The following is a 24,430-nucleotide window of genomic DNA, read 5'->3' on the forward strand; positions in this document are numbered from 1 at the left end:
CCACACCCGCACGCAACAGACAGGGCCCCCACTATGCCCCTTCCACCCGGCGCCCGCCCCGACTTCGCGAAGTCGGGGCGGGCGTCGCACGTACGCACGACGAGGGACGCCGAAGGGTCAGCGGCCGGAGCCCGGGGGCGTCTCCCACGGCACTTCCGGTGCCCGGTGGAAGGCGATGCCCTGTGCGTCCAGCCGGGCCGTCTGGGCCGCCAGCCGGAGGCGGTAGCGGTTCCAGTCGTGGGCGGCCGCCGGGGACCAGCCGAGTTCGGCGATCCCGAGGACGCGGGGGAAGGCCAGGTGCTCCAGGTCCGCAACGGTCGCCACGGTCTCCGTCCACAGCGCCGCCTCGACCCCGAGCACCGAGGACTCCGGCACCCCGGCCAGGTACGCCCCCGGATCCCAGTCGTAGGCGCGGCGCACCGGGACGTACCCGGCCCACGCCAGGCCCGGCTTCGTCGCCTTGTCGTACTTCATGTCCAGGTACGCGTGGTCGGCCGGCGAGAGGATCACCGGGTGGCCCGCCTTCGCCGCCGCGGCCACCTTCGCCCGCTCCGCGGCCGCCGTCCGGTCGTGCCCCCACCACTGCAGGACCGCGCCCGGGGCCGGGGCGGCCCCGGCCAGCTGGTGCCAGGCGACGACCCGCTTGCCGTACGCCGCCACGGTCCTCTGCGCCCGCTCCATGAACGCCGCGTAGTCCGCCGCGGGCGTCGCGTTCGCCTCGTCGCCGCCGATGTGCAGGTAGCGGCCCGGGGTGAGCTCGGCGACCTCCCGCAGCACGTCGTCCACGAAGGCGTACGTCAGCTCCTTGCCGACGCACAGCGAGCTGAAGCCGACCTTGATCCCGGTGTACCGCTCGGGGGCCTTCCCGTCGCAGTTCAGCTCCGCGTACGAGGCGAGGGCGGCGTTGGTGTGGCCCGGCATGTCGATCTCCGGCACCACCTCCACGTACCGCTCGGCCGCGTACCGGACCACCTCGCGGTAGTCGTCCCTGGTCCAGGCCCCGCCCGTGCCGCCGCCGACCTCGCTCGCCCCGCCGTACGCCGCCAGCCGCGGCCAGGAGGCGATGTCCAGGCGCCAGCCCTGGTCGTCGGTGAGGTGCAGGTGCAGGGTGTTGACCTTGTACTGGGCGAGCTGGTCGACGTACCGCTGGACCTGCTCCACGGTGAAGAAGTGCCGCGCGATGTCCAGCATCGCCCCGCGGTACGCGAACCGGGGCCGGTCGGTGATCCGCCCGCCCGGTACCGTGCCGCGCCCGCCCGCCGGGACCAGCTGGCGCAGGGTCTGCGCGGCGTGGAAGAGCCCGGCGGGCGTGCGCGCGGTCAGCGTCACGGCGGCGGGGGCGGACTCCAGCCGGTAGCCCTCCTCCCCCAGCTCCCGCGTGCCCTCGCCGCCGTCCAGCCGCAGCAGGATGCCGTGGCCGCCGGAGCCGTCGGCCACCGGCAGCGGCAGGGCGCCGGGCCCGCGCAGCGCCTCGGCCAGCCGCTCGCCGATCCGGCGCACCTCGGCGTGGCCGGGAACGGTACGGATCACCGTGCCGGGGGCGAGCTCGTAGCCGGGGCCGCCGCCCTGGGCGGAGACGGGGGCGGGCAGCAGCCGTTCGTACGGCGCGAGGTCCACCGCGCGGGGCCGGCCGCCGGCGTTCGCGCCGCCGGGCTTGGCGTCGGCCGGGCTTCCGCCTCCGGCCGCGGTGCAGGAGACCGCGGCCACGAGGGCCAGCAGGACGCCGAACGTGCGCAGGACTCTCATGCCCACCAGGTATAGGCCCCAACTCCCGCACTGTCGTGGGTGCGAGAATCGAAGGATGGCGGAAATCATCCAGAAGGACGGCACTTGGAGCTTCGACGGGGACGCGGTGCACATCGTGCCGGGCCGCGACAAGGGGGTCGGCCTGCTGCGCCAGACCCTCGGCGCGGTGAGCGTGCCGCTGCACGCGATCGCCGGGATCAGCCACGAGCCCGGTCGCAAGGCGGGCCGGCTGCGGCTGCGGCTGCGTGACGGCGCGGACCCGCTGCTGCGGGTGACGGCCGGACGGCTGCCGGATTCCTCGGACCCCTACCAGCTGACGGTGGAGCCGGACCGTACCGGCGTCGCCGAGTACCTCGTCGACGAGGTCCGCAACGCGCTGCTGCTGGACCAGGTGGACGCCGGCCCGGTGGCGACGTACCTGCTGCCCGGCCCCTCGGTGCCGCTCACCGTGGGCGCGGGCGACGGGACCGCGGCCTTCGACGGCTCCCGGGTCTCGCTGGCCTGGAACTGGAAGACGGAGGAGGCCAAGAGCTCCGGCGGCCCGCGCACGTTCGCCGTCGAGGACCTCGCGGCGGTGGAGTGGTACCCGGCGATGGGCCTGGACAACGGCTACCTCCGCTTCACCCTGGCCTCCGCCACCGGCTCCGCGCCCGAGCCGAAGTACGACCCGCACAGCGTGGAGCTCTTCGGATTCAAGAAGGACCCGCTGATGGCGCTGGTCGCGGCGGCCGTGGCGGTCCGGATGCCGCACCCCGCCGCCGCTCCGGCGCCGGCCGCCGAGGCGGCCCTGGCCAAGGAGCTCGACCGCGCCCCGGAGGGTGCGCAGGATCACGACGCCCTGCTGCGGCGGCTGCGGGAGCTGGGCGAGCTGCACCAGGGCGGGGTCCTGACCGCCGACGAGTTCGCGGCGGCCAAGCAGGCCATCCTGCGGCGGTTCTGAGTCGCCTCCCGCATCCATCCTGGTCCAGACCAGAGGGATCCTGCCCGATATCGGGCAGGATCTTTGCGTTCCCGGGCGCGACCCGTCAGTATCTACGGGTGCTCGACCGCCGCCCGTCGCATGACGATCTTGTGGACCACCTGGTGCGCAGCACCGCGCTGCAGCGCGGTGAGGCCGCCCGGGTGATCCTCGACGTCCTCGCGTACTTCGACGAGACGACCGAGGAGTTCGTCCGCCGCCGCCACCGCGAACTGCAGTCGGGCGGCGCGGTCAACGCCGAGATCTTCGAACGGATCGCGGCCGAGCTGCCGCACCGCGCGGTGGCGCCTGCGGAGCTCTCGCTCCGGCAGCTGCGCCGCATCGTCTACGGCTGAGCACCACCACACGGCAACACCTCAGGAGGGGCAGAACTCTATGTGCGGAATCGTCGGATACATCGGCAAGCGTGACGTGGCACCGCTGCTGCTGGAAGGCCTGCAGCGCCTGGAGTACCGCGGGTACGACTCCGCGGGCATCGTCGTCAACAGCCCGAAGTCCGGCGCGCTGAAGATGGTCAAGGCGAAGGGCCGGGTCCGGGACCTCGAGGCGCGCGTCCCCAAGCGCTTCGCGGGCACCACCGGCATCGCCCACACCCGCTGGGCCACCCACGGCGCGCCCAGCGACATCAACTCGCACCCGCACCTGGACCCCGAGAACAAGGTCGCCGTCGTCCACAACGGCATCGTCGACAACGCCGCCGAGCTGCGCGCGAAGCTGGAGGCCGACGGGGTCGTCTTCGCCTCCGAGACCGACACCGAGGTCATCACCCACCTGATCGCCCGCTCCCAGGCCGACACCCTGGAGGGCAAGGTCCGCGAGGCGCTCAAGGTCATCGAGGGCACGTACGGCATCGCCGTCATGCACGCCGACTTCGCCGACCGCATCGTCGTCGCCCGCAACGGCTCGCCGGTCATCCTCGGCATCGGCGAGAAGGAGATGCTGGTCGCCTCCGACGTGGCCGCGCTGATCGCCCACACCCGCCAGGTCGTCACCCTCAACGACGGCGAGATGGCCACCCTCAAGGCCGACGACTTCCGTACGTACACCACCAGCGGTACGACGACGAACGCCACCCCGGAGACCGTGGAGTGGGAGGCCGCCTCGTACGACATGGGCGGTCACGACACGTACATGCACAAGGAGATCTCCGAGCAGCCCGACGCGGTCGACCGCGTGCTGCGCGGCCGGATCGACGACCGCTTCAACACCGTCCACCTGGGCGGCCTGAACCTGGACCCGCGCGAGGCGCGCGGCATCCGCCGGGTGAAGATCCTGGGCTGCGGCACCTCCTACCACGCGGGCCTGATCGGCGCGGGCCTGATCGAGGGCATGGCGCGGATCCCCGCCGACGCCGAGCCGGCGTCGGAGTTCCGCTACCGCAACCCGGTCGTGGACCCCGACACCCTCTACATCGCGGTCTCGCAGTCCGGTGAGACCTACGACGTGCTCGCCGCCGTGCAGGAGCTCAAGCGCAAGGGCGCCCGCGTCCTCGGCGTGGTCAACGTGGTCGGCTCGGCCATCGCCCGCGAGGCCGACGGCGGCGTGTACGTGCACGCCGGCCCCGAGGTCTGCGTGGTGTCCACCAAGTGCTTCACCAACACGGTCGTGGCCTTCGCGCTGCTGGCCGTCCACCTCGGCCGGATCCGGGACCTGTCGGTCACCGACGGCAAGCGGATCATCGAGGGCCTGCGCAAGCTGCCCGAGCAGATCCAGGAGATCCTGGAGGGCGAGGAGGACATCAAGAAGCTCGCGGCCGAGTACGCCGACGCCAAGTCGATGATGTTCATCGGCCGCGTCCGCGGCTACCCGGTCGCGCTGGAGGCCTCCCTCAAGCTCAAGGAGATCTCCTACATCCACGCCGAGGCCTACCCGGCCTCCGAGCTCAAGCACGGCCCGCTGGCGCTGATCGAGCCCTCGCTGCCGACCGTCGCGATCGTCCCGGACGACGACCTGCTGGAGAAGAACCGCGCGGCGCTGGAGGAGATCAAGGCCCGCAGCGGCAGGATCCTCGCCGTCGCCCACCGGCCGCAGGAGAAGGCCGACCACACGATCGTCGTCCCGAAGAACGAGGACGAGCTCGACCCGATCCTGATGGGCATCCCGCTCCAGCTGCTGGCGTACCACACGGCCCTGTCCCTGGGCCGGGACATCGACAAGCCGCGCAACCTGGCGAAGTCCGTCACCGTCGAGTAGTCGCGACCGGGGGGCGACGCCCCCCGGCACGCGCAGAGGCCCCTCGTGCACCCGGTGCACGAGGGGCCTCTCCCGTTCCCCGCCGTGGCGCGGGGCCGCGCGTCAGCTCGCGGCGACCGCCCCGCGGCCGGACGCCTTGCCGATGGCCATGGGCCATTTGGCCAGCGCGGCCGTGGTGCCGTACCAGGCCAGCAGCCCGGAGACGGCCGCGACCCAGCCGCCGGCCTTGGCCAGGCCGCCGCTGTCGGCGAAGGACGCTATCGCCAGCAGCACCAGGGACAGGAACAGCAGCCCGTACATGCCCTGGCTGAACAGCCCGCTCGCGGCGCTCACCGTGAGGGTCAGGGCGAGCATGGCGAACAGGACCAGAAACGTTCCGGCTGCGCCGTCGGAGACCTTGTCCCCGGCGCCACTGGCCCAGGTGAACCAGAAGGCGCCGAGACCGGCGAACGCGGTGCCGTTGAAACCGTTGCCGCCGCGGAACTCCAGGAGCCCGAGGAGGAAGAGGCCGATGCCACCGACGAAGGTGGCGAGGGAAGCGGAATCCGCCGCGGACACACCGTCGATCACTCCGGTGTGGCCGATTCCGAAGGCGAGAAGGGTCAGCCCCAGAGCCAGGTGCCCCAGGGTAGAAGTCGTGGCCGTGCTTCCCGCGGAGACGTCATTGTCCACGGCGGGCTCCCTTCGATCTGCAGTTTTGTGCTGCTACCCAGCGACTTTTATGTACCCTTTACACGGGAGGGCAATCGCACAATCCGCAGTCGGCCGGTCACGGAGGGATTACGGAATGACAACGACGGGCCGCTGGGCCCGCTTGGCGAGCCGGCCGGCGACGGAGCCGAAAATGCGCCCCACGATGCCGTGCGTGGAACCGACCACGATGGCGTCGGCCGAGTACTCGCGGCCGACCTCCTCCAGCTCGTGGCAGATGTCCCCGCCGCGCTCGACCAGGATCCACGGGACCTCGGCCAGGTAGTCGGCACACGCCAGTTCCAGGCCCAGCACCTCGGTGCGATGGTCGGGCACGTCCACGAAGACGGGCGGCTCGCAGCCCGCCCACACCGTGGTGGGCAGTCGGTTGGCCACATGGACGATGATCAGGCCCGATCCGGACCGGCGGGCCATGCCGATCGCGTAGGCCAGGGCCCGCTCACTGGAGGTCGAGCCGTCGAAGCCCACCACGACGCCGTGCCGGAAGGCCGGGTCGCACGGATGGCGTGCCTCTTCCACCGCGCGCAGATCGGCCGACGCGGGGTCGGCGAGGCGTTTGCGCTTGCGGTCCGCAGGTTCGGGGTATTCGTGACCGGCCATGGGTGTCTCGGCGAAGAGTCCTCAGAATTCGGCAACGGAGGGTGACGGAGCTTGCGTCCGGGAAGCATCTTCCCAAGCCCTTACCCACCAGGGTACGGCGACACTCCTGTCCAGGACAGGGCTTGCCGCCCTTGGAGAGCGTCCCACGGAGCATGCCGGAGCGGGGCCGCCTTGGCAATGGCCGCTGGCGCATACAGGCAGTGACGAGCCACCTGTTGGGCACAGTGACCGAGTCGGGCCGCGCCGCGTTGGTCATTCGTCCGACCGTCCAGGAAGAGCCCGCAGGGAGCACGCCGTGCCCGGCCATCCGGTTCACCCCGTCCAGCCCGCTCAGCCGACGCAGTCAGCCCACGCCGCCCACCCCACGCACTCCGCCCCCCGCCACGGCGTTCACCCGTCCGTGCGCCCCGCACGCCGGCCGCGGCACGACGACCCTGCGGGTGACGTGGTGCGCTGGGCGGCCTTCAGCTGCCTGCTCGTCCCCGTGGTCCTCGTCGTCTACGGAACGTCCTTCGGCGGGGCGGCGGTGGCGACCCTGGGCCTGGTCGCGGTCACGGCCGCGTGCCGGGTGATGCTGCGCCACTCCGAACGGACGGCGCGAACGGCACGGACGATGCCGTCCGCACGGACCGCACGGGCCGCCCCGGCCCCGGTCCCCGCCCGGGCCCTCGCGGCCGAGCACCTGCCCTCCGCGCACCGCGGCCGGCACTCCCGTTCAGGGGCCGGCGCGCACCGCGGCTGCCACGCCTCCGGCGGGTTCTCCCCGCACGACTGACCGGTTCGCACACGCGCGCCCGCATGTTTTCAGCCAACTTCGCGACCCCTGGCAACCGTTGCCGGAATGTCCACCCAACCCCCCTACCACCAGCGACGACGGAGCCGGGGTACCGCGAGGACCCTATGTGTACTGGCCACAGGCGGACGGCGTGCTTCCCCCCAAGGTCGCGGAGTGGAACGCTTCCTGATCGAATGCTTTTCGCCAAGTTGCCAAGTCGACATAGCGCTGCGTGCTGAACTTGTCACGCCGACACCACGGGACGCAGTAGATTCGATCATGTATTTACGGCGGGGGACCACGTGCAAGGCCGAGGGGAAACGTGCAGGTGCGACCAGACCAAGGAGTCGCGACACCCAAGGGGGGCTTAGCGCCATGAGCCAGGACTCCACCGCCGTCGTCACGGACGCCGGCCGGAAGCTCGCGGGGCGGCGCCGCAGGGAAATTGTCGCGGTGCTGCTGTTCAGCGGCGGTCCGATTTTCGAGAGTTCCATTCCACTCTCCGTGTTCGGCATTGACCGGCAGGACGCGGGAGTTCCACGCTACCGACTGCTCGTGTGCGCCGGTGAGGACGGTCCACTGCGGACCACCGGCGGGCTCGAACTGACCGCGCCGTACGGGTTGGAGGCGATCGCCCGGGCAGGCACGGTCGTCGTTCCGGCCTGGCGCTCCATCACATCGCCGCCGCCTCCGGAAGCGCTGGACGCCCTGCGTCAGGCGCACGAGGAGGGCGCCCGGATCGTCGGACTGTGCACGGGGGCCTTCGTGCTCGCCGCCGCCGGTCTGCTGGACGGCCGGCCCGCGACGACGCACTGGATGTACGCGCCGACGCTGGCCAAGCGGTACCCGTCCGTCCACGTCGATCCGCGCGAGCTGTTCGTCGACGACGGCGACGTGCTCACCTCCGCGGGCACCGCGGCCGGAATCGACCTGTGCCTGCACATCGTGCGCACCGACCACGGCAGCGAGGCGGCCGGGGCCCTGGCCCGCAGGCTCGTCGTCCCGCCGCGGCGCACGGGCGGCCAGGAGCGCTACCTCGACAGGTCCCTGCCGGAGGAGATCGGCGCGGACCCGCTGGCCGAGGTCGTCGCCTGGGCGCTGGAGCACCTCCACGAGCAGTTCGACGTGGAGACGCTCGCCGCCCGGGCGTACATGAGCCGGCGGACCTTCGACCGCCGCTTCCGGTCGCTGACCGGCAGCGCGCCGCTGCAGTGGCTGATCACCCAGCGGGTGCTCCAGGCACAGCGGCTGCTGGAGACCTCCGACTACTCGGTCGACGAGGTCGCCGGACGGTGCGGGTTCCGTTCGCCGGTCGCGCTGCGCGGGCACTTCCGGCGGCAGCTGGGGTCCTCCCCGGCCGCCTACCGCTCCGCCTACCGGGCACGCCGGCCGCAGGCCGACGTACCGGTGTCCGAGCTCTCGGGCGGTCCGGTTCCGCACCAGCGCACCCCGCAGCCCCAGCGGGCCGCGGCCGCGCTGGCGGCGACCGGCCCGACCGTGACCGAGCTCTACGCCCCGGGCCGCGCTCTGCGCGAGCACGCCTGACGCCCGGCGGCACGGCACACCCTGCGCGAGGTCCCCGCACCGGTCATCACCGGTGCGGGGATCTGGCGCATAAAGTGGACGCATGAACGATCGCATGGTGTGGATCGACTGCGAGATGACCGGGCTCTCGCTGACGGACGACGCACTTATCGAGGTGGCCGCACTGGTCACCGACTCGGAGCTCAACGTGCTCGGCGACGGCGTGGACATCGTGATCCGCCCACCGGACGCCGCACTGGAATCCATGCCCGACGTGGTGCGCGAGATGCACACCGCCTCCGGCCTGCTCGAGGAGCTGGCCGGCGGTACCACCCTGGCCGACGCCGAGGCCCAGGTCCTGGCCTACGTACGGGAACACGTGAAGGAGCCCCGCAAGGCTCCGCTCTGCGGGAACTCGGTCGGCACCGACCGCGGCTTCCTGCTGCGCGACATGCCCGCGCTGGAGAGCCACCTGCACTACCGGATCGTGGACGTGTCCTCGGTCAAGGAGCTGGCCCGCCGCTGGTACCCGCGGGCCTACTTCAACAGCCCGCCGAAGAACGGCAACCACCGCGCGCTGGCGGACATCAAGGAATCCATCGCCGAGCTGCGCTACTACCGCGAGGCGGTCTTCGTGCCGCAGCCCGGTCCGGACTCGGACACCGCACGGGCCATCGCCGCCAAGCACGTCCTGCCGGCCGAATAGCGAGGCGGCGGGAGCCCCGGAGGAGGGGTGGCGGGAAACCGGGGAGCGAGCACCCTTCCGGACCCTGTACCCTTTTCTTCGGCCGGTCGGTTTCCGACCGGACATGGTGGGTGTAGCTCAGTTGGTAGAGCACCTGGTTGTGGTCCAGGTGGCCGCGGGTTCGAGTCCCGTCACTCACCCTGATCGGAAGGTCCCGGTCCGCGCGAGCGGACCGGGACCTTCCGCGTTCCGCGGGCCCGGCACCGCCCCGAGGACCGGCTACGAGGACTGGCGGACGACCAGCTCGGTCGGCAGCACCACGGCCCGGGCCGGTTCCGTTCCGCCCCGCGCGATGCGCTCCAGCAGCACCCGCGCCATCGTCCGGCCCATCTCCTCGATCGGCTGGCGCACGCTCGTCAGTGGCGGGTCCATGTGCCGGGCCACCACCGAGTCGTCGAAGCCGACCAGGGCCACGTCCTCGGGGGTGCGGTGGCCGGCCGCGCGCAGCTCGTGCCGGGCCCCGGCGGCCATGACGTCGGAGGCGGCGAAGACGGCGTCCGGGGCGGGGCCGCGCGCCAGCAGCTCGCGCATGGCCCGGCGGCCGCCCTCCTCGGTGAAGTCGCCGTACGCGATCAGCGCCTCGTCCACGCGGTGGCCGGCCTCGGCCAGGGCCTGCCGGTAGCCCTCCAGGCGGCACTGGGAGGCGTACACGTCGAGCGGGCCGGTGATCGTCGCGATCGTGCGCCGGCCGCGGGCCAGCAGGTGCCGTACGGCGGCCCGGCCGCCCTCCAGGTTGTCGGAGTCCACGCACGGCAGCGGTTCGTCGGCCGACCGGCGGCCGCTGATCACGGCCGGGATGCCCAGCTCGGCCAGCAGCTCCGGCAGCGGGTCGCCGGCGTGCACCGAGACCAGCAGGACGCCGTCCACGCGGTGCCCGGACAGGTACTGCGCCAGCCGGCGCCGCTCGCGGTCGGAGCCGGCCAGGGTGAGCACCAGCTGGACGTCGGTCTCGGCGAGGGCGGCGCCGACCCCGCGGACCACCTCCGAGAAGTACGGCTCGGCGAAGAACCGGTCCTCCGGCTCGGGGATGACCAGGGCGACGGCGTCGGTCCGGTTGGCCGCCAGGGCCCGGGCGGCCCGGTTGGGTACGTAACCCAGCTCGGCCACCGCGGCCTCGACGGCGGCCCGGGTGTGCTCGCTGACCTTCGACGACCCGTTGATCACGCGGGACACGGTGCCGCGCCCGACCCCGGCCCGCACGGCCACCTCTTCCAGGGTCGGCCGTCCCCCGCCGCGCACACGCCCATTCATGGCTTCCTCCCGATGGTGAATCTACCCCTTGACGCCGATGGGAGCGCTCCCACACTGTGGCACACAACACACGGCACGTTCACTCCTCAAGGAGGACGCACATGCGAGCCCGAAGAGCCCGAGGAACCCTGGCCGCCGTCGTGGGCGCCGCCCTGCTGCTGGCGGGCTGCGCACAGGACCCGGCGGACGGCCCGGAGGAAAGCGGCAAGGGCGGCGGCAAGGGCAGTGGCGCCGCGCGCGTCACCCTCACCGTCGGGGTCTTCGGGGCCTTCGGCCTCAAGGAGGCCGGCCTGTACGACGCCTACATGGAGCAGAACCCGGGTGTGGTGATCGAGCAGACCTCGATCGAGCGGAACGAGAACTACTACCCGCAGCTGCTGACCCACCTGGGCACGGGCAGCGGACTCGCCGACATCCAGGCCGTCGAGGTCAACAACATCGCCGAGATCACCGCGACGCAGAGCGAGAAGCTGGTGGACCTCGGCAAGGCGGCCGGGGTGGACAAGGCGGCGTACCTGCCGTGGAAATGGGCGCAGGGGACGGCGAAGAACGGCGCCACGGTGGGGCTCGGCACCGACATCGGGCCGCAGGGCATCTGCTACCGCAAGGACCTGTTCGCGGCGGCCGGGCTCCCCACCGACCGGGCGGCGGTCGGGGCGCTGTGGGCGGGCGACTGGAACAAGTACCTGGAGGCGGGCCGGCAGTACAAGGCGAAGGCGCCCGCCGGGACGGCGTTCGTCGACTCGGCCTCGGGCGTGATGGCGGCGGTGACCGGCGGCAGCGCGCAGCGCTTCTACGACGAACAGGGCAAGGTCGTGTACAAGACCAACCCGGCGGTGCGCGCGTCCTTCGACCTGGCCGCGTCCTTCGCGACGGAGGGCCTGAGCGCGAAGCTCCAGCAGTTCACCCCGGCCTGGGACCAGGCGTTCGCCAACGGGACGTTCGCCACCGTGTCCTGTCCGGCCTGGATGCTCGGCTACATCCAGGACAAGGCGGGCCCGGCGGGCCAGGACAAGTGGGACGTGGCGCAGGCCCCCCGGCCCAGCAACTGGGGCGGCTCGTTCCTGGTGGTGCCCAAGGCCGGGAAGAACGCGGCGGAGGCGGCGAAGCTGGCGGCGTGGCTGACGGCGCCCGCGCAGCAGGCCCGGCTGTTCGAGAAGCGGGGCAGCTTCCCGAGCGCGAGCGCGGCCTACGCCCTGCCGACGGTCTCGGGGGCCAAGCACGCGTACTTCGGGGGCGCGCCGATCGGGGAGATCTTCGCGCAGGCGGCGCAGGGGGTGCCGGTGACGGTGGTCGGCCCCAAGGACCTGGTGATCGCCCAGAACCTCGCCGACATCGGGATGCTCCAGGTCGACCAGAAGGGGCGGTCCCCGGAGGAAGGCTGGCAGGCGGCCGTCAAGGCGATCGACAACGCGCTGGACCAGTAGCCGATGGCCGACGAGACGACGGGGACCGCGGTCCTGCCCACGTCCTCCCGCGCTCTGCGGGAGGGCCGGGCGGGCCGGGCATGGCGGTCCCGGCGCTACCGCTGGGACCTGCGCCTGAGCCCGTACGCGTTCGTGGCGCCGTTCTTCCTGTTCTTCGCCGCCTTCGGGCTCTTCCCGCTGCTGTACACGGGCTGGGCGGCGCTGCACCAGGTGGAGCTGACCGATCCGGACACGATGCGGTGGGTGGGCCTGCGCAACTTCAGCCGGCTGCTGGACGACGCGTTCTTCTGGAACGCGCTGCGCAACACGGTGACGATCGGGCTGCTCTCGACGGTGCCGCAGCTGGCGGTCGCGCTGGGGCTGGCCCATCTGCTGAACTACCGGCTGCGCGGCTCGACGTTCTTCAAGGTCGCCGTCCTCACCCCGTACGCGACCTCGGTGGCGGCGGCCACCTTGGTCTTCGTGCTGCTCTTCGGCCGGGACTACGGGATGGTGAACTGGGCGCTGGACCTGGTCGGGTTCGGGCCGGTGGACTGGCAGAACGGCACCCTCGCCTCACAGTTGGCGGTCTCGACGATCGTGATCTGGCGATGGACGGGCTACAACGCGCTGATCTACCTGGCGGCGATGCAGGCGGTGCCGGGTGAGCTGTACGAGTCGGCGGCGCTCGACGGTGCCTCCCGGTGGCAGCAGTTCTTCCACGTGACCGTGCCGTGCCTGCGGCCGACGATCCTGTTCACCTGCGTGGTCTCGACGATCGGGGCGACGCAGCTGTTCGGCGAGCCGCTGCTGTTCAACGGCGGGGCGGGCGCGACGGGCGGCTCGGACCACCAGTTCCAGACGCTGGGCCTGTACCTGTACGAGCAGGGCTGGGTGAACCTGCACCTGGGGCGGGCCTCGGCGATCGCGTGGACGATGTTCCTGATCCTGCTGCTGATCGCCGGAGTGGCGCGACTGCTGCGCGGGCGGGGTGAGCGGTGAACTCCCTGCGCGCGAGCCGGCTGACGTATCTCGTCCTCGGTCTCTTCACGGCGGTCTCCCTCTTCCCGTTGGTGTGGACGGCGATCGCGGCCTCGCGGACCAGTACGCGGCTGGCGCAGACCCCGCCGCCGTTCTGGTTCGGCGGGAACCTGGGCCGCAACCTCACCGTGGCCTGGAACGACGCGAACATGGGCACGGCCCTGCTCAACACCGTGGTGGTGGCGGGCACGGTCGCCGCGGGCACGGTCCTCTTCTCGACCCTGGCCGGGTTCGCGTTCGCCCGGCTGCGGTTCCGCGGCCGCCGGCTGCTGCTGATGCTGGTGGTCGCCACCATGCTGATCCCGCCGCAGCTGAGCGTGGTGCCGCTCTACATGCTGATCGCGAAGCTGTCGTGGACCGATCAGCTGCAGTCGGTGGTCCTCCCCTCGCTGGTCTCGGCCTTCGGGGTGTTCTTCATGCGCCAGTACCTCACTCAGGTCCTCCCGGCGGAGCTGGTGGAGGCGGCCCGGGTGGACGGCGCGAGTTCGCTGCGGATCGTGTGGCACGTGGTCTTCCCGGCGGCCCGCCCGGCGATGGCGGTCCTGGGCATGCTGACCTTCGTCATGGCCTGGAACGACTTCTTCTGGCCGATCGTCGCGCTCACCCAGAACGGCAGCCCCACGGTCCAGGTGGCCCTGACGGGCCTGGGCCGCGGCTATATCCCGGACCAGTCGGTGATCATGGCGGGCGCGCTGCTGGGCACGCTCCCGCTCCTCCTCGTCTTCGTCGTCTTCGGCCGCCAGATCGTGGGCGGCATCATGCAGGGAGCAATCAAGGGATGAGCACACCCACGACGCTGACCTTCCCGGAGAAGTTCCTCTGGGGCGCGGCCACGGCGGCCTTCCAGATCGAGGGCGGCGCGGACAGCCGCGGGCCGTCGATCTGGGACACCTTCTGCCGCACCCCGGGCAAGGTACACGCCGGTGACACGGGCGACGTCGCCGTGGACCACCACCGGCTGTGGCGGCAGGACGTACGCCTGATGGCAAAACTCCATCTGAACTCCTATCGTTTCTCGGTCTCCTGGCCACGGGTGCTGGCGGGCGGCATCGGCTTCTACGACGCCCTGGTGGACGAACTGCTGGCGTTCGGCATCGAGCCCTGTCTGACGCTGTACCACTGGGACCTGCCGCAGTATCTGGAGGACGCGGGCGGCTGGGCGGAACGGGAGACGGCGTACGCCTTCGCCCAGTACGCGCAGGACGTCGGCGCGGCGCTCGGCGACCGGGTCCGGTTGTGGTGCACCCTCAACGAGCCCTGGTGCAGTGCCTTCCTCGGCTACGCCTCGGGCGTGCACGCCCCGGGCCGGACCTGCCCGGCGGACGCGCTGCGCGCGGCACACCACCTCAACCTCGCCCACGGCCTGGCGGCGCGGGCGCTGCCCTCCGCCGCCCACGTCGGCATCGCGCTCAACCCGAGCGCGGTCCGCCCGCTGACGGCCTCCCCCGCCGACCGGGACGCCCGGCGCCGCATCGACGCGCTGGCCAACCGCGTCTTCACGGGACCGCTCCTGCACGGCGCCTATCCAGACGACCTGCTGACCGACACGGCCACCGTGACGGACTGGTCGTTCGTCCATGAGGGCGACGAGAGCCTGATCCAGCAGCCCCTGGACTTCCTGGGGGTGAACTACTACAGCCCCGCCGTGGTCTCGGCGGCCACCGCCGGCGGCGGCCCCCGCAGGGACGGCCACGCCACGACCGTCCACTCTCCCTGGCCCGCGGCGGAGACGGTGGCCTTCCACCAACCTCCGGGCGAGCGGACCGACATGGACTGGTCCATCGACCCGACGGGCCTGTACGACCTGCTGATGCGCTTCTCCAAGGAGGCCCCCGGCCTGCCGCTGATGGTCACGGAGAACGGCGCGGCCTACCCCGCCGACCTCCACGACCCGCTGCGGATCGCCTATCTGGAGGCCCATCTGACCGCCGTCCACCGGGCCCTGTCGGACGGCGCCCCGGTCGAGGGCTACTTCCTGTGGTCCCTGCTGGACAACTTCGAGTGGTCCTACGGCTACAGCAAGCGCTTCGGCATCGTCCACGTCGACTACGCCACCCAGGTCCGCACCCCCCGTTCCAGCGCCCACTGGTACGCCCGGCTGGCCCGCACGGGTCGGCTGTGAGCCGCCGGGTCGCGGGTCAGGAGAAGGCCTCCACGTGGTCCTCGGCCCAGGTCTCGAACGCGCGGGCGGGGTGGCCGGTCAGACGCTCGACCTCGTCGGTGACCGGCGTCGCGATCCCGTCCTGGGCGGCCCAGTGGGCGAGCAGGGCATCGGCATAGGGGCCGGGTATGAAGCCCTCGACGTCGGCCTTCCACTGCTCGGGGGTGACGGTCTCGAAGGGGACGGACCGGCCGAGGACGCCGGAGAGGACCGCAAGCTGCGTGGCGAAGGTGAGGGACTGCGGGCCGGTGAGGGTGTACGCCCGGCCGGCCAGGGCGGGGTCGGTGAGGACGGCGACGGCCGCGTCGGCGATGTCGGCCTCGTGGACCGGGTCGGCGTACGCACCGGGGTAGGGCAGCCGGATGGCCGCCCCGGACTTCATGGCCCAGGCCCAGCCGAGGGCGTTGCTCGCGAAGGCTCCGGGGCGCAGCAGGGTGGTGCGCAGCGGCGAGGCGAGCAGGGCCTGCTCGACCACGAGGTGGGAGGCGGCCAGGGCGTTCTCGGTGGCGTCGGGGGCGAGGACGCTGGAGGAGGACAGCAGCACGACATGCTCGACGCCGGCGGCGGTGGCCTCCTTCACGAAGGCGTCGATCGCCGCCGCCTCGGCGTAGAGGAAGACCGTGCGGATGCCCTCCAGGGCCGCCGGGAAGGTGGCGGGATCGGTCAGGTCCAGATGCACGGCGCCCGGGGCGCCGGACGCACCCGACGCGCCGGGAGGCCCGGGCTCGCGGGAGCCGAGGCGGAACGGGACCCCGCGCTCGGCCAGGCGGGCGGCGACAGCGCGGGCCACGGCGCCGCGGCCACCGGTGACCAGGACACACGGCCCGGACGACGCCGACGACGTGGATGACGCGGACAGAGACCGGGACGGAGACGCGGACGCGGACGGGAGCGATGCCGGGAGGGAGGGCTGGGACATGGAAGGCTCCTTGTGATCGGACGCGACACGGCTACAATCTCCGTGACGCAGATTCTGTGCGACGCATTCTCTGCGTCACACAGATAAATTTGGAGCACGGAGAAGCCGATGTCAACCGATTCCCCCCGTTCGGGTGAATGGAGCCGCGCGGAGCTGCTCGCGCGCGTCATCACGGAGAGCCAGAAGCACTACGCCGACTACTCCGTCTTCAACCAGGCGATGGCCGACCACGTCGGCCTGCACCCCACCGACATGCAGTGCGTGGCCCTGCTCGACCTCGAACCCGGCCCCGTCAGCACCGGCGACGTCGCCCGTCTGACCGGCCTGACCTCGGGTTCCGCCACCCGCCTCGTCGACCGCCTGGTCAAGGCCGGCGTCGTCGAACGGCACGCGGACCCCCACGACCGCCGCCGTTCCCTGGTGGCCCTCTCCCCCATCGCCCGCACGCGCATCTCCACCGCCTGGGACACCCCCGGGCGCGCGTTCGGCGAGGTCCTGAGCGGCTACTCCGACGCCGAACTGGCCGTCATCGCCGACTACCTCCACCGCACCGCCGCGGTCGGCCGCGAGCAGGCCGAACGCCTCTCCCACACCCCCCACGCAGCCCCCGGCACCCCCGGCACCCCCTGACCCGCGGGTCCGCGGGTGCGCGGGTGCGTCGGTGCGCGCGGCCGCTCAGCCCTGGGCCGCCGCCATCGCCTTCAGGCCCCGCTCCAGACCGTCGCGGTCCATCACCGGGGCGACCTCGATCTCGGCGCCCAGCTCCATGAACAGGCCCTCCAGCAGCGGCGGCAACGTCGCGCTGTCGTCCATGTCGAAGACGATCCAGCAGGAGCGGACGCCCTCCGAGAGGCCGAAGTAGGCCGCCTCCGGGTTGACGGCCTTCAGCAGCTTCTCCATCGTCCGCTGCAGCGACCCGTTCTGGAGGGCCTCGTTACCCGCGGTGGTGTCGATGTGGGCCCGGAGCATGACTCTCATGCGTGACTCCTTCCGTCACGCCCACCCTCGGCTGCCCCACCAGGGGAGGCAACAATTGCGCACCCGTCAGTGGCCGCCCCAGGCCCCGCCGCCGCCCGCGCCCGTGATGTGGAAGTTGAAGTCGGTGTGCCCGAGGGTGCCCATCAGGCGCAGCCAGATCGGCAGCAGCATCTCCGTGCCGCGCGCGGACTCGATGCCACCGAGGTCCAGCACGCTCGATTCCGGCCAGCCGAAGGAGTACAGCAGCTCCCGCACCGTCTTCTTGGCCTCCGCGTCCTCGCCCGAGACGAAGACGTGGTGCTCGCCCGCGACCCGGCTCGGGTCGACCATGACGGCGCAGTTCATGGTGTTCAGGGACTTCACCACCCGCAGGCCCGGGAAGGTCCGCTGGATCCGCTCCCCGAGGCTGTCGGTGTTCACCGGGTCCAGTCCGGGCGGGAATCCGTGGCTGAAATCCAGCGGGTTGGCGATGTCCAGCAGCACCTTGCCCTCGAGGTCGGCGGCGTCGGCGGCGGCCAGCGCGTCCAGGCTGACCCGGCCGCCCGTGGCGTTCACCAGCACCTCCCCGGCCGCCACGGCCCCGGCGAAGGGCGCGAGCGTCACGTCGGGATGGGAGGCCTGCCAGACGGCGTACGGGCCCACGCCCGTCTCGCCGGTCTCCGTACGCGCGAGGGTGGCGGCCGGGTCGCGGGTGCCGATGACCACCTCGTGGCCGAGCGAGACCAGCTTGGCGGCGACGGTCCGGCCGACGATCCCGGTGCCGAGGACGGCGTAACGCATGGCGGACTCCTTCTGGAGCGGGACGGACGAGTCCAGGATGCCCACGCCGGAGTGGAAACCGGTACCGCGCCGTACCGTGAACCCGCCCCTCGGCCCCGTCGGCCCCCCAGCCGGGCCAGCCCCGTCGCCCCCCCCCAGCCCGGGTCGGCCCCTCACCCCCGTCGCTTGCGCCGTCCCCGCCGCGCCTGCGGCCCGCCCGCACCGCCCCGGCTGCGCCCGTCCAGTGCGATCCACACCCGCACCTCGGTGCCGCCGAGCACCGAGCGCCCGATCCGTACGTCGCCGCCCGTCGACTCCGCCACCCGGCGGACGATGTCCAGCCCGAGCCCGGTGGAACCGTCCCGGCCCCCGTCGTTGCCGCGCCGCAGCGCGGCGTCCGGGTCGGCGATCCCGGGGCCGGCGTCGGAGACCAGCACGATGACCGCGTCCCCGGCGTCGTGCACGTCCACCGCGAACGGGGTGCCCTCGGGGGTGTGCCGGAAGACGTTGCCGAGCATGGCGTCCAGGGCCGCCGCGAGCTCCGGGCGGGCCACCGGGATCCGTACCGTCCGGTCGACGCCGGCGAGGCGCACCTCGCGGCCCTCGTCCTCGGCGAGCGCGGACCAGAAGTCCATCCGGTCGCGGATCACCTCGGAGGCGTCGCAGCCCGCGCCGGCCCCCTGCGTCGCCGGCCGCTGCTCGCGCGCGGTCCGGATGATCGTGTCGACCTCGCGCTCCAGCTGCTCGACGGCCGCCCGGGTCTGGTCGGCGGCCGGTCCGTCCCCGAGGGAGGCCGCGTTGAGCCGCAGCACCGTCAGCGGCGTCCGCAGCCGGTGCGAGAGGTCGGCGGCCAGCTCCCGCTCGTTGGCGAGGAGTTCGACGACCTGGTCCGCCATCGAGTTGAACGCCACGGCGGCCGACCGCAGTTCCTTGGGCCCGGCCTCGGGCACGCGCGCGCCGAGCCTGCCCTCGCCCAGCTGGTGGGCGGCGTCCGCGAGCCGCTCGGCGGGCCGCACCAGGCGGGCGCCGAGCCGGTCGGCGACCGCCACCGAACCCACGATCAGGGCGAGTCCGACGCCCGCGAGGACCAGCCAGGCGGTGGTGACGCCGTTGCTGACCTCGCTCTCCGGTACGAAGATCTCCACGACCGCGATGTCGCCGGTACCGATGGCGGTGGGCTGGAGCAGCGCCGAGCCGCCGCCCGGCACCGAGGCGGTGGTGGCCCGCCCGTACTCGCGGGTGCGGGCCACGTCACCGGCGGCCGCCCGGGCCCTGCCGATGGTCACCGCGGCCGCCCCGCCGACCCCCGGCACGTGCACGGCCATCCGCTCGGCAGCGCCCATCTGGGTGGACTCCACGGCCTTGCGCAGCTGCTGCGGGTCGGTGGTGATGGACAGGGTGGGCCCGATGGTGGCGGCCTGCCGCTCGGCGTTGGAGAACGCCCGGTCGCTGGCCATCTCCTGGACGACCATCCCCAGCGGTACGGCGAACGCGACGACCACCATGGCGGTGACCGCGAGGCACACCTTGACCAGGGCCCATCTCATCGCACGCGCCCCCCGCCCGCCGCGCCGGCCCTCCCCATGACGCCCGCCCCGCTCACGCGGGTGGCTCCAGTTTGACCCCGACGCCCCGCAGGGTGTGCAGATAGCGGGGGTTCGCGGCCGTCTCGCCCAATTTGCGCCGCAGCCACGACAGATGGACGTCGATCGTCTGGTCGTCCCCGTACGACTGCTGCCAGACCTCCGCCAGCAGCTCGCGCCGCGCCACGACCACCCCGGGCCGCCCGGCCAGGAAGGCCAGCAGGTCGAACTCGCGCCGGGTCAGGTCCAGTACGGCCCCGTCCAGCTCCGCGAGACGGCGCAGCGGGTCGATGGCCAGCCCGCCGACCCGCAGCACGCGCGAGGGGGGTTCGGCCCCGGCGGCGGCCCGGGCGCGGCGCAGTACGGCGGCCATCCGGGCGGAGAGGTGTTCCACGGAGAAGGGCTTGGTCAGGTAGTCGTCGGCGCCGGCGTTGAGCAGCCGGACGATCTCCGTCTCGTCGTCCCGCGCGGTCGCGATGATCACCGGGACGTCGGTGATGCCGCGCAGCATCTTCAGCGCCTCCGACCCGTCCAGGTCGGGCAGCCCGAGGTCCAGGATGACCACGTCGAAGTGGTGGTGGGCGACTTCGCGCAGGGCCTCCAGGGCCGTACCGACGCTCCGCACTGTGTGGGAGGCATCGGTGAGGTGCCGGATGAGGGCGGAACGTACGAACTGGTCGTCCTCGACCACGAGCACACTTGCCATGGGCGGCACCGTACGCCATTCGGGGGACCGCGCGGGGTGGCGGTCCACCTCTGCGACGCGTGGTGCAGTATGTGCCCTGATGCGACGAGGACTGGTACACGCTTTCGCCTGGACACTGGCCACCGGGGCGGCGGTGACGCTGTCGTGGTGGGGCGTGCACACGGTCATGTCCGGTACGGCGTACGACCGGCCGCTCGCCGTTCCGCTCACGACGCAGGCGCTGTCCTCGGCCACCCAGGGCACGCGGCCCCCGGCTCCGTCCGCCTCACCCGGCCCGGCCACGCCCTCGGCGCCGGCCCCCTCCGCCTCGCCGTCCGCGTCCGCCTCGTCCCGGCCGCCGGCCGCCGCGAAGCCCTCGCCGAGCCAGCAGCCGTACGGCGGCGGGCCGGCGAAGGAGGGCACGGGCGATGTGAAGGGTTACACGGTCCCCGGCGGCCGGGTGGTCTTCGACCTCGGCGCCACCTCGGCGGAGCTGGTCTCGGCGACCCCGGCGGCCGGATGGCGGATGCAGGTGTGGAAGCAGCCGTTCATGATCCGGGTCACCTTCACCCGTGACGGCCGCGAGTCCTCCGTCTTCTGCACCTGGCACGACCACCCGCCGCTGGTGGAGTTCGACGAGCGCTGAGGGGACGGAGCGGGCCGGCCGGGATCTGGCCCGGGATCTGGCCCTGGACCTGACCCGGGACCGGGACCTGGACTACCGGAACACCGACGGCGGCGGTGCGGGCGAGGCCACCGCCGAGGCGTCGGCCACGGGGGCCGCGCCGCCCGTGAAGTCCGCCAGGTCGCGGCCGTGCAGCACCCGGCCGGGGTGCGGGTCGCCGGCCACCCGGCGGGTGAACTCGGCCACCGGGAGCTCGCGGTCGGAAGCCACCAGCACGGCATTGCCGAAACGTTTCCCCCTGAGGACGACCGGGTCCGCCGCCAGCGCCAGCCGCTCGAAGCGGACCGCCGCGGTCGCGATCTGCCCGCGCAGGTGGGCCAGCGGCGCGCCGTCGGCGAGGTTCGCGACGTACCACCCGGTGGGCGCCATCGCCCGCCGTACGTCGTCCAGGAACTCGGTGCTGGTCAGGTGCGCCGGGGTGCGCGCCCCGCTGAACACGTCCGCGATCACCAGGTCCGCCCAGCCGTCCGGCACCTTGGCGAGTCCGGCCCGGGCGTCGACGGCGCGGACCCGTACCCGTGCCTGCGGATCCAGCGGGAGGTGCTCCCGTACGAAGGCCACCAGGCCCGCGTCGATCTCCACGACCTGCTGGGCGGACCGGGGCCGGGTGGCCGCGGTGTAGCGGGCCAGGGTGAAGGCACCGCCGCCCAGGTGCACCACGTTCAGCGGCTGCCGGGCCGGGGCGGCGAGGTCGACGAGGTGCCCGATCCGGCGCTGGTAGGCGAAGTCCAGGTGGGCCGGATCGCCGAGGTCCACGTGGGACTGCGGGGCGCCGTCGATCAGCAGCGTGAACGCGCGGGCTCGCTCCCGGTCGGGGACCAGCTCGGCCGTACCGCCGTCGACCTGTCCCACGACCGTCTCGGCGGCCGCCGCCTTTCCACTTCTCCTGCCCTTTGCCACGCCCCCCATTATCGCTGGTCAGAGCCGGGCCCTCGCGGCGGCGGGACGGCGGCGGGGCAGCGGCGGGTGCCGGGGCGATCCCCGGCGCCGGCGCCGGTGCGAGGTCAGTGGCAGCCGTCCGCCGCCTCGATCAGGCGGGCCGCCTCGCCGAGGGCCGCGCGCAGCACCTCCGGGTCGGTCAGACCGCCGGTGACCTCCGGCGGCAACAGCCAGGCGGTGGGGCCGGCGGCGGGCGCGTCGCCGAAGCGCATGCCGCGCCCGTTGGTCTGCGTACACGCGCTGCCCGGCATGTCCCAGGCGTCGGCGGTGCCGGGCGGGACGAGGAAGCCGAGGGTGTCGCCGGATCCGTCGTGGAGCACGGGACCGACGCCGGCGGCCGGGGTCGGGGAGGCGCGGAGGATGATGTCCACCGCCTCCAGTCCCTGCCGGGTGGGCACGGTCACCAGATCCGGGGCCGGGGTCGGGGTCGCGCCAGGCTCGGGCGCGGTGCTCGTTCCACTGCTCTCCATGCCACCCTCCAACAAGGGAACCCCTCCTTGATGCTCGAGTCCGCATGGTTCAACGCACCGGAACGTCAACGGTGGCGGCGCGAGAACGCCGCAAAGGATGGCACTTCATGGCGGATCGTGGGTGAGATATCCGTTTTGTAGCCAAACACCGTGTGGAGCCACCGGCGTCGGCGGTACGTTCATGCGCGCCGGACCCCACCCGTCACCGGCACCCTTCCTCGCCAGAGAGGCCAGGTCCATGGCGGCGTCCCCCCACGCACCGAACGCCACGTTCCGCCGGCTGCGCGGGCAGCGTTCGCCCGCCGAGTTCGCCGCCCTGGTGCGCAGGGCGGCGAAGGAAATCGGAGAAACGGTTTCCTGCGACCCCCGCTACATCGGCCGGGTCGAGTCCGGCGAGATCCGCTGCCCCAACTACGCCTACGAGCGGGTGTTCCTGCACCTGTTCCCCGGCCGCACGCTGAGCGACCTCGGTTTCGCCCCGCGCGAGGCGGTGCGCGGCCGCTCGGCCCGCGTCCCGGCCGCCCCGTCCCCCACCCCCCACCCCTCCAAGGAGAGCGACGTGCTGCGTCGCGCGTTCATGGCGGGCGGCTCGGCGACCGTGGCCGCCGCGACGCTCAACTTCAGCCTGCTCGGTGACCACCGCCCCCCTCCCGCGCGGGCCGGGGAGGCCGAGGTGGCCGCGGTGGAGGACGCCGTCCGCCAGATCCGGCTGCTGGACGACCGGCACGGCGCCGACGCCCTCTACCGCAGGGCCGCCGAGCCGCTGCGCGCCGCGTACGCACTGCTGGACGCCGGGGCCGCCCGGCAGTCGACGGAGGACCGGCTGCACGCGGGCGCCGGCGAACTCGCCCTCTCGGTGGGCTGGCTGGCGCACGACTCGAGCCGCTTCGACGACGCCCGCTCCCACTACGCCGAGGCGCTGGCCACGGCCCGGGTCGCCGGGGACGCGGGCCTGGAGGCGCACGCCTTCTGCAACACGGCCTTCCTGGCCCGGGACTGCGGGCGGCCGCGCGAGGCGGTCCGCGCCGCCCAGGCCGGGCAGCGCGCGGCGCGGGGGCTGGGTTCGGCGCGGCTGCTGTCGCTGCTCTCGCTGCGGGAGGCGGGCGGCTGGGCGGGGCTGGCGGACCGCTCGTCCTGCGAGGACGCGCTGAGCCGGGCGCACACGCACTTCTCGCGGGGCGCGGAGGAGGCCGATCCGGAGTGGATGTCCTTCTTCGGCGAGGCGGAGCTGGAGTCGCTGGAGGCCAAGTGCTGGGCGGAGCTGGGCGAGTACGGCCGGGCCGCCCGGCACGCCCGGAGGGCGGCCGACCTCCAGGACCCGCACTTCGCGCGCAATGTCGCGCTGTACACCGCCGAGCTCGCCGACGACCTGGCCCGCGCGGGCGCCCCCGACGAGGCCGCCTGGGCCGGCGGCCGGGTGCTGGACCTGCTCACCGAGGTGCAGTCCACCCGGGTGCGGTCGCTGCTGGCGGGCACCGCGCAGACCCTGGTCCCGCACCAGCGCTCGCCGCGCGTCTGCGACTTCCTGGCCCGGCACGCCTCGGTCTGAGCCCCGCCCCGCCCTCGCGCGGGCGGGGCGGCCGCGGTCACGCGTCCAGGTGGCCCGTGTCGTTCCAGCGCTCCAGGGCCGGCTCCCCGTACGCCCAGCCCAGGACGGACAGGGAGGTCGGGTCCAGCCGGATGCGCGCGCCGAAGGAGGCGTCCAGGCCGAGCCAGCGGGCCGCCAGGGTGCGCAGGATGTGGCCGTGCGCGAAGACCAGGACGTCCTGCTCGGCCGCACGGGCCCAGCGCACGACCTCGTCGGCGCGGGCGGCGACGTCGGCGACCGACTCGCCGCCGGGGACGCCGTCGCGCCAGATCAGCCAGCCGGGGCGGACGGCCTGGATCTCGGCCGGGGTCATGCCCTCGTAGTCGCCGTAGTCCCACTCCATCAGCGTGTCCCAGGGCTCGGCGCGGGCGCCGAAGCCGGCGAGGTCGCAGCTCTCGCTCGCCCGCAGCAGCGGGCTGGTGCGCACCTCGACGCCCGGCAGCCCCGCCCACGGGTCCTTGGCGAGCCGCTCGCCGAGGAGCCTCGCGCCGCGCCGGCCCTCCTCGAGCAGGGGGACGTCCGTGCGGCCCGTGTGCTTGCCGGACAGCGACCACGCGGTCTGCCCGTGGCGGGCCAGCAGGATGCGGGGGGCCATGTGCGTTTCTCCCAGGTTCGTGCCGGTTATGGCCGGTAATCGCCGGTTGTATCGTCCGACCATCATCCATCACGGGAACACCAGGCAACCCGTCCGT

At 73.0% G+C, this 24,430-nt stretch carries 25 protein-coding genes and 1 tRNA gene; 14 read left to right on the plus strand and 12 right to left on the minus strand.

Annotated features, from left to right (window positions below; genetic code table 11):
- Positions 1–117 precede the first annotated feature (117 nt).
- Entirely contained in the window at positions 118–1,746 is a 1,629-nt protein-coding gene (locus tag ACZ6KO_RS12280) for a beta-N-acetylhexosaminidase (RefSeq protein WP_469303402.1), read from the minus strand.
- A 55-nt stretch (positions 1,747–1,801) separates the two neighbouring features.
- Here ACZ6KO_RS12280 and ACZ6KO_RS12285 point away from each other — a divergent pair, with 55 nt between their 5' ends.
- From ACZ6KO_RS12285 to glmS, 3 genes are all read left to right on the plus strand, one after another.
- Complete coding sequence (locus tag ACZ6KO_RS12285) at positions 1,802–2,686, plus strand: DUF4429 domain-containing protein (protein ID WP_469303404.1); 885 nt, start codon at positions 1,802–1,804, stop codon at positions 2,684–2,686.
- Positions 2,687–2,784: 98 nt separating this feature from the next.
- The gene (locus tag ACZ6KO_RS12290) at positions 2,785–3,060 is read left to right on the plus strand and encodes a hypothetical protein (protein ID WP_401450400.1); all 276 of its coding nucleotides are present in this window, start codon (positions 2,785–2,787) and stop codon (positions 3,058–3,060) included.
- Between the two features lie 40 nt (positions 3,061–3,100).
- Complete coding sequence (gene glmS / locus ACZ6KO_RS12295; protein ID WP_469303406.1) at positions 3,101–4,918, plus strand: glutamine--fructose-6-phosphate transaminase (isomerizing); 1,818 nt, start codon at positions 3,101–3,103, stop codon at positions 4,916–4,918.
- Positions 4,919–5,020: 102 nt separating this feature from the next.
- On the opposite strand, the gene ACZ6KO_RS12300 is transcribed toward glmS, so the two are convergent.
- Together ACZ6KO_RS12300 and ACZ6KO_RS12305 are read right to left on the minus strand one after the other, a co-directional pair.
- Positions 5,021–5,590, minus strand: a complete 570-nt coding sequence (locus ACZ6KO_RS12300; RefSeq protein ID WP_469303408.1) for a GPR1/FUN34/YaaH family transporter — start codon at positions 5,588–5,590, stop codon at positions 5,021–5,023.
- 108 nt (positions 5,591–5,698) lie between these two features.
- On the minus strand, positions 5,699–6,229 hold the full coding sequence (locus tag ACZ6KO_RS12305; protein ID WP_401450407.1) for a universal stress protein: 531 nt from the start codon (positions 6,227–6,229) through the stop codon (positions 5,699–5,701).
- A gap of 400 nt (positions 6,230–6,629) precedes the next feature.
- Here ACZ6KO_RS12305 and ACZ6KO_RS12310 point away from each other — a divergent pair, with 400 nt between their 5' ends.
- The 4 genes from ACZ6KO_RS12310 to ACZ6KO_RS12325 all read left to right on the plus strand — a co-directional run bounded on the left by ACZ6KO_RS12310 (position 6,630) and on the right by ACZ6KO_RS12325 (position 9,413).
- Positions 6,630–7,004 carry a hypothetical protein gene (locus ACZ6KO_RS12310; protein WP_469303410.1) on the plus strand — a complete coding sequence of 125 codons (375 nt, stop codon included), beginning with the start codon at positions 6,630–6,632 and terminating at the stop codon, positions 7,002–7,004.
- A 375-nt stretch (positions 7,005–7,379) separates the two neighbouring features.
- Entirely contained in the window at positions 7,380–8,549 is a 1,170-nt protein-coding gene (locus tag ACZ6KO_RS12315; RefSeq protein ID WP_469303413.1) for a helix-turn-helix domain-containing protein, read from the plus strand.
- An 82-nt stretch (positions 8,550–8,631) separates the two neighbouring features.
- Complete coding sequence (orn, locus tag ACZ6KO_RS12320; protein WP_401450414.1) at positions 8,632–9,234, plus strand: oligoribonuclease; 603 nt, start codon at positions 8,632–8,634, stop codon at positions 9,232–9,234.
- A gap of 106 nt (positions 9,235–9,340) precedes the next feature.
- A tRNA-His gene (locus ACZ6KO_RS12325) sits at positions 9,341–9,413 on the plus strand.
- Between the two features lie 79 nt (positions 9,414–9,492).
- Here the strand turns inward: ACZ6KO_RS12325 and ACZ6KO_RS12330 are convergent.
- Positions 9,493–10,524 carry a LacI family DNA-binding transcriptional regulator gene (locus ACZ6KO_RS12330; protein ID WP_469303416.1) on the minus strand — a complete coding sequence of 344 codons (1,032 nt, stop codon included), beginning with the start codon at positions 10,522–10,524 and terminating at the stop codon, positions 9,493–9,495.
- Positions 10,525–10,625: 101 nt separating this feature from the next.
- Here ACZ6KO_RS12330 and ACZ6KO_RS12335 point away from each other — a divergent pair, with 101 nt between their 5' ends.
- Genes ACZ6KO_RS12335 through ACZ6KO_RS12350 form a run of 4 tightly spaced genes read left to right on the plus strand, consistent with a single transcriptional unit; the run spans position 10,626 to position 15,093 of the window.
- Positions 10,626–11,951: an ABC transporter substrate-binding protein gene (locus ACZ6KO_RS12335; RefSeq protein WP_469303419.1), complete on the plus strand. Its 1,326-nt coding sequence runs from the start codon at positions 10,626–10,628 to the stop codon at positions 11,949–11,951.
- 3 nt (positions 11,952–11,954) lie between these two features.
- Positions 11,955–12,932, plus strand: a complete 978-nt coding sequence (locus tag ACZ6KO_RS12340) for a carbohydrate ABC transporter permease (RefSeq protein WP_469303422.1) — start codon at positions 11,955–11,957, stop codon at positions 12,930–12,932.
- Complete coding sequence (locus ACZ6KO_RS12345; protein ID WP_469303426.1) at positions 12,929–13,753, plus strand: carbohydrate ABC transporter permease; 825 nt, start codon at positions 12,929–12,931, stop codon at positions 13,751–13,753. The genes ACZ6KO_RS12340 and ACZ6KO_RS12345 overlap by 4 nt, the downstream gene beginning before the upstream one ends.
- Positions 13,750–15,093 (plus strand): GH1 family beta-glucosidase, encoded by a 1,344-nt coding sequence (locus ACZ6KO_RS12350; RefSeq protein WP_469303429.1) that lies wholly within the window; start codon positions 13,750–13,752, stop codon positions 15,091–15,093. Before ACZ6KO_RS12345 ends, ACZ6KO_RS12350 begins: the two co-directional genes overlap by 4 nt.
- Positions 15,094–15,109: 16 nt before the next feature.
- Here ACZ6KO_RS12350 and ACZ6KO_RS12355 read toward each other — a convergent pair whose 3' ends face one another.
- Positions 15,110–15,991 carry an NAD(P)H-binding protein gene (locus ACZ6KO_RS12355; RefSeq protein WP_469303902.1) on the minus strand — a complete coding sequence of 294 codons (882 nt, stop codon included), beginning with the start codon at positions 15,989–15,991 and terminating at the stop codon, positions 15,110–15,112.
- A gap of 168 nt (positions 15,992–16,159) precedes the next feature.
- Between ACZ6KO_RS12355 and ACZ6KO_RS12360 the strand changes: the two genes are divergently transcribed.
- Positions 16,160–16,681 carry a MarR family winged helix-turn-helix transcriptional regulator gene (locus ACZ6KO_RS12360; protein WP_469303431.1) on the plus strand — a complete coding sequence of 174 codons (522 nt, stop codon included), beginning with the start codon at positions 16,160–16,162 and terminating at the stop codon, positions 16,679–16,681.
- 45 nt (positions 16,682–16,726) lie between these two features.
- Here ACZ6KO_RS12360 and ACZ6KO_RS12365 read toward each other — a convergent pair whose 3' ends face one another.
- The 4 genes from ACZ6KO_RS12365 to ACZ6KO_RS12380 form a co-directional block, all read right to left on the minus strand.
- Positions 16,727–17,029 (minus strand): hypothetical protein, encoded by a 303-nt coding sequence (locus tag ACZ6KO_RS12365; protein ID WP_469303433.1) that lies wholly within the window; start codon positions 17,027–17,029, stop codon positions 16,727–16,729.
- A 66-nt stretch (positions 17,030–17,095) separates the two neighbouring features.
- Positions 17,096–17,809, minus strand: a complete 714-nt coding sequence (locus tag ACZ6KO_RS12370; protein ID WP_469303435.1) for an NADPH-dependent F420 reductase — start codon at positions 17,807–17,809, stop codon at positions 17,096–17,098.
- A gap of 152 nt (positions 17,810–17,961) precedes the next feature.
- Positions 17,962–19,335, minus strand: a complete 1,374-nt coding sequence (locus ACZ6KO_RS12375) for a HAMP domain-containing sensor histidine kinase (protein ID WP_469303438.1) — start codon at positions 19,333–19,335, stop codon at positions 17,962–17,964.
- A gap of 52 nt (positions 19,336–19,387) precedes the next feature.
- On the minus strand, positions 19,388–20,077 hold the full coding sequence (locus ACZ6KO_RS12380; protein WP_469303441.1) for a response regulator transcription factor: 690 nt from the start codon (positions 20,075–20,077) through the stop codon (positions 19,388–19,390).
- Between the two features lie 79 nt (positions 20,078–20,156).
- Between ACZ6KO_RS12380 and ACZ6KO_RS12385 the strand changes: the two genes are divergently transcribed.
- Positions 20,157–20,702 carry a hypothetical protein gene (locus tag ACZ6KO_RS12385; protein ID WP_469303444.1) on the plus strand — a complete coding sequence of 182 codons (546 nt, stop codon included), beginning with the start codon at positions 20,157–20,159 and terminating at the stop codon, positions 20,700–20,702.
- A gap of 72 nt (positions 20,703–20,774) precedes the next feature.
- Here ACZ6KO_RS12385 and ACZ6KO_RS12390 read toward each other — a convergent pair whose 3' ends face one another.
- Both ACZ6KO_RS12390 and ACZ6KO_RS12395 read right to left on the minus strand, forming a co-directional pair.
- Positions 20,775–21,650: a spermidine synthase gene (locus tag ACZ6KO_RS12390; RefSeq protein WP_469303447.1), complete on the minus strand. Its 876-nt coding sequence runs from the start codon at positions 21,648–21,650 to the stop codon at positions 20,775–20,777.
- Between the two features lie 95 nt (positions 21,651–21,745).
- Positions 21,746–22,150: a hypothetical protein gene (locus ACZ6KO_RS12395; protein ID WP_469303450.1), complete on the minus strand. Its 405-nt coding sequence runs from the start codon at positions 22,148–22,150 to the stop codon at positions 21,746–21,748.
- A gap of 238 nt (positions 22,151–22,388) precedes the next feature.
- Here ACZ6KO_RS12395 and ACZ6KO_RS12400 point away from each other — a divergent pair, with 238 nt between their 5' ends.
- Positions 22,389–23,699 carry a tetratricopeptide repeat protein gene (locus ACZ6KO_RS12400; protein ID WP_469303452.1) on the plus strand — a complete coding sequence of 437 codons (1,311 nt, stop codon included), beginning with the start codon at positions 22,389–22,391 and terminating at the stop codon, positions 23,697–23,699.
- Positions 23,700–23,736: 37 nt separating this feature from the next.
- On the opposite strand, the gene ACZ6KO_RS12405 is transcribed toward ACZ6KO_RS12400, so the two are convergent.
- Positions 23,737–24,333: a histidine phosphatase family protein gene (locus tag ACZ6KO_RS12405; protein WP_469303454.1), complete on the minus strand. Its 597-nt coding sequence runs from the start codon at positions 24,331–24,333 to the stop codon at positions 23,737–23,739.
- Between the last annotated feature and the right edge of the window lie 97 nt (positions 24,334–24,430).

The organism is Streptomyces sp. NPDC042102 (genome assembly GCF_055582305.1).

Excerpts from the sequence above, each read along its gene's own strand:
- ACZ6KO_RS12280 (WP_469303402.1), bottom strand. The coding sequence starts at position 1,746 with ATGAGAGTCCTGCGCACGTTCGGCGTCCTGCTGGCCCTCGTGGCCGCG.
- ACZ6KO_RS12285 (WP_469303404.1), top strand. The coding sequence starts at position 1,802 with ATGGCGGAAATCATCCAGAAGGACGGCACTTGGAGCTTCGACGGGGAC.
- glmS (WP_469303406.1), top strand. The coding sequence starts at position 3,101 with ATGTGCGGAATCGTCGGATACATCGGCAAGCGTGACGTGGCACCGCTG.
- ACZ6KO_RS12305 (WP_401450407.1), bottom strand. The coding sequence starts at position 6,229 with ATGGCCGGTCACGAATACCCCGAACCTGCGGACCGCAAGCGCAAACGC.
- ACZ6KO_RS12315 (WP_469303413.1), top strand. The coding sequence starts at position 7,380 with ATGAGCCAGGACTCCACCGCCGTCGTCACGGACGCCGGCCGGAAGCTC.
- orn (WP_401450414.1), top strand. The coding sequence starts at position 8,632 with ATGAACGATCGCATGGTGTGGATCGACTGCGAGATGACCGGGCTCTCG.
- ACZ6KO_RS12330 (WP_469303416.1), bottom strand. The coding sequence starts at position 10,524 with ATGAATGGGCGTGTGCGCGGCGGGGGACGGCCGACCCTGGAAGAGGTG.
- ACZ6KO_RS12335 (WP_469303419.1), top strand. The coding sequence starts at position 10,626 with ATGCGAGCCCGAAGAGCCCGAGGAACCCTGGCCGCCGTCGTGGGCGCC.
- ACZ6KO_RS12340 (WP_469303422.1), top strand. The coding sequence starts at position 11,955 with ATGGCCGACGAGACGACGGGGACCGCGGTCCTGCCCACGTCCTCCCGC.
- ACZ6KO_RS12350 (WP_469303429.1), top strand. The coding sequence starts at position 13,750 with ATGAGCACACCCACGACGCTGACCTTCCCGGAGAAGTTCCTCTGGGGC.
- ACZ6KO_RS12360 (WP_469303431.1), top strand. The coding sequence starts at position 16,160 with ATGTCAACCGATTCCCCCCGTTCGGGTGAATGGAGCCGCGCGGAGCTG.
- ACZ6KO_RS12365 (WP_469303433.1), bottom strand. The coding sequence starts at position 17,029 with ATGAGAGTCATGCTCCGGGCCCACATCGACACCACCGCGGGTAACGAG.
- ACZ6KO_RS12370 (WP_469303435.1), bottom strand. The coding sequence starts at position 17,809 with ATGCGTTACGCCGTCCTCGGCACCGGGATCGTCGGCCGGACCGTCGCC.
- ACZ6KO_RS12375 (WP_469303438.1), bottom strand. The coding sequence starts at position 19,335 with ATGAGATGGGCCCTGGTCAAGGTGTGCCTCGCGGTCACCGCCATGGTG.
- ACZ6KO_RS12380 (WP_469303441.1), bottom strand. The coding sequence starts at position 20,077 with ATGGCAAGTGTGCTCGTGGTCGAGGACGACCAGTTCGTACGTTCCGCC.
- ACZ6KO_RS12385 (WP_469303444.1), top strand. The coding sequence starts at position 20,157 with ATGCGACGAGGACTGGTACACGCTTTCGCCTGGACACTGGCCACCGGG.
- ACZ6KO_RS12390 (WP_469303447.1), bottom strand. The coding sequence starts at position 21,650 with ATGGGGGGCGTGGCAAAGGGCAGGAGAAGTGGAAAGGCGGCGGCCGCC.
- ACZ6KO_RS12395 (WP_469303450.1), bottom strand. The coding sequence starts at position 22,150 with ATGGAGAGCAGTGGAACGAGCACCGCGCCCGAGCCTGGCGCGACCCCG.
- ACZ6KO_RS12400 (WP_469303452.1), top strand. The coding sequence starts at position 22,389 with ATGGCGGCGTCCCCCCACGCACCGAACGCCACGTTCCGCCGGCTGCGC.
- ACZ6KO_RS12405 (WP_469303454.1), bottom strand. The coding sequence starts at position 24,333 with ATGGCCCCCCGCATCCTGCTGGCCCGCCACGGGCAGACCGCGTGGTCG.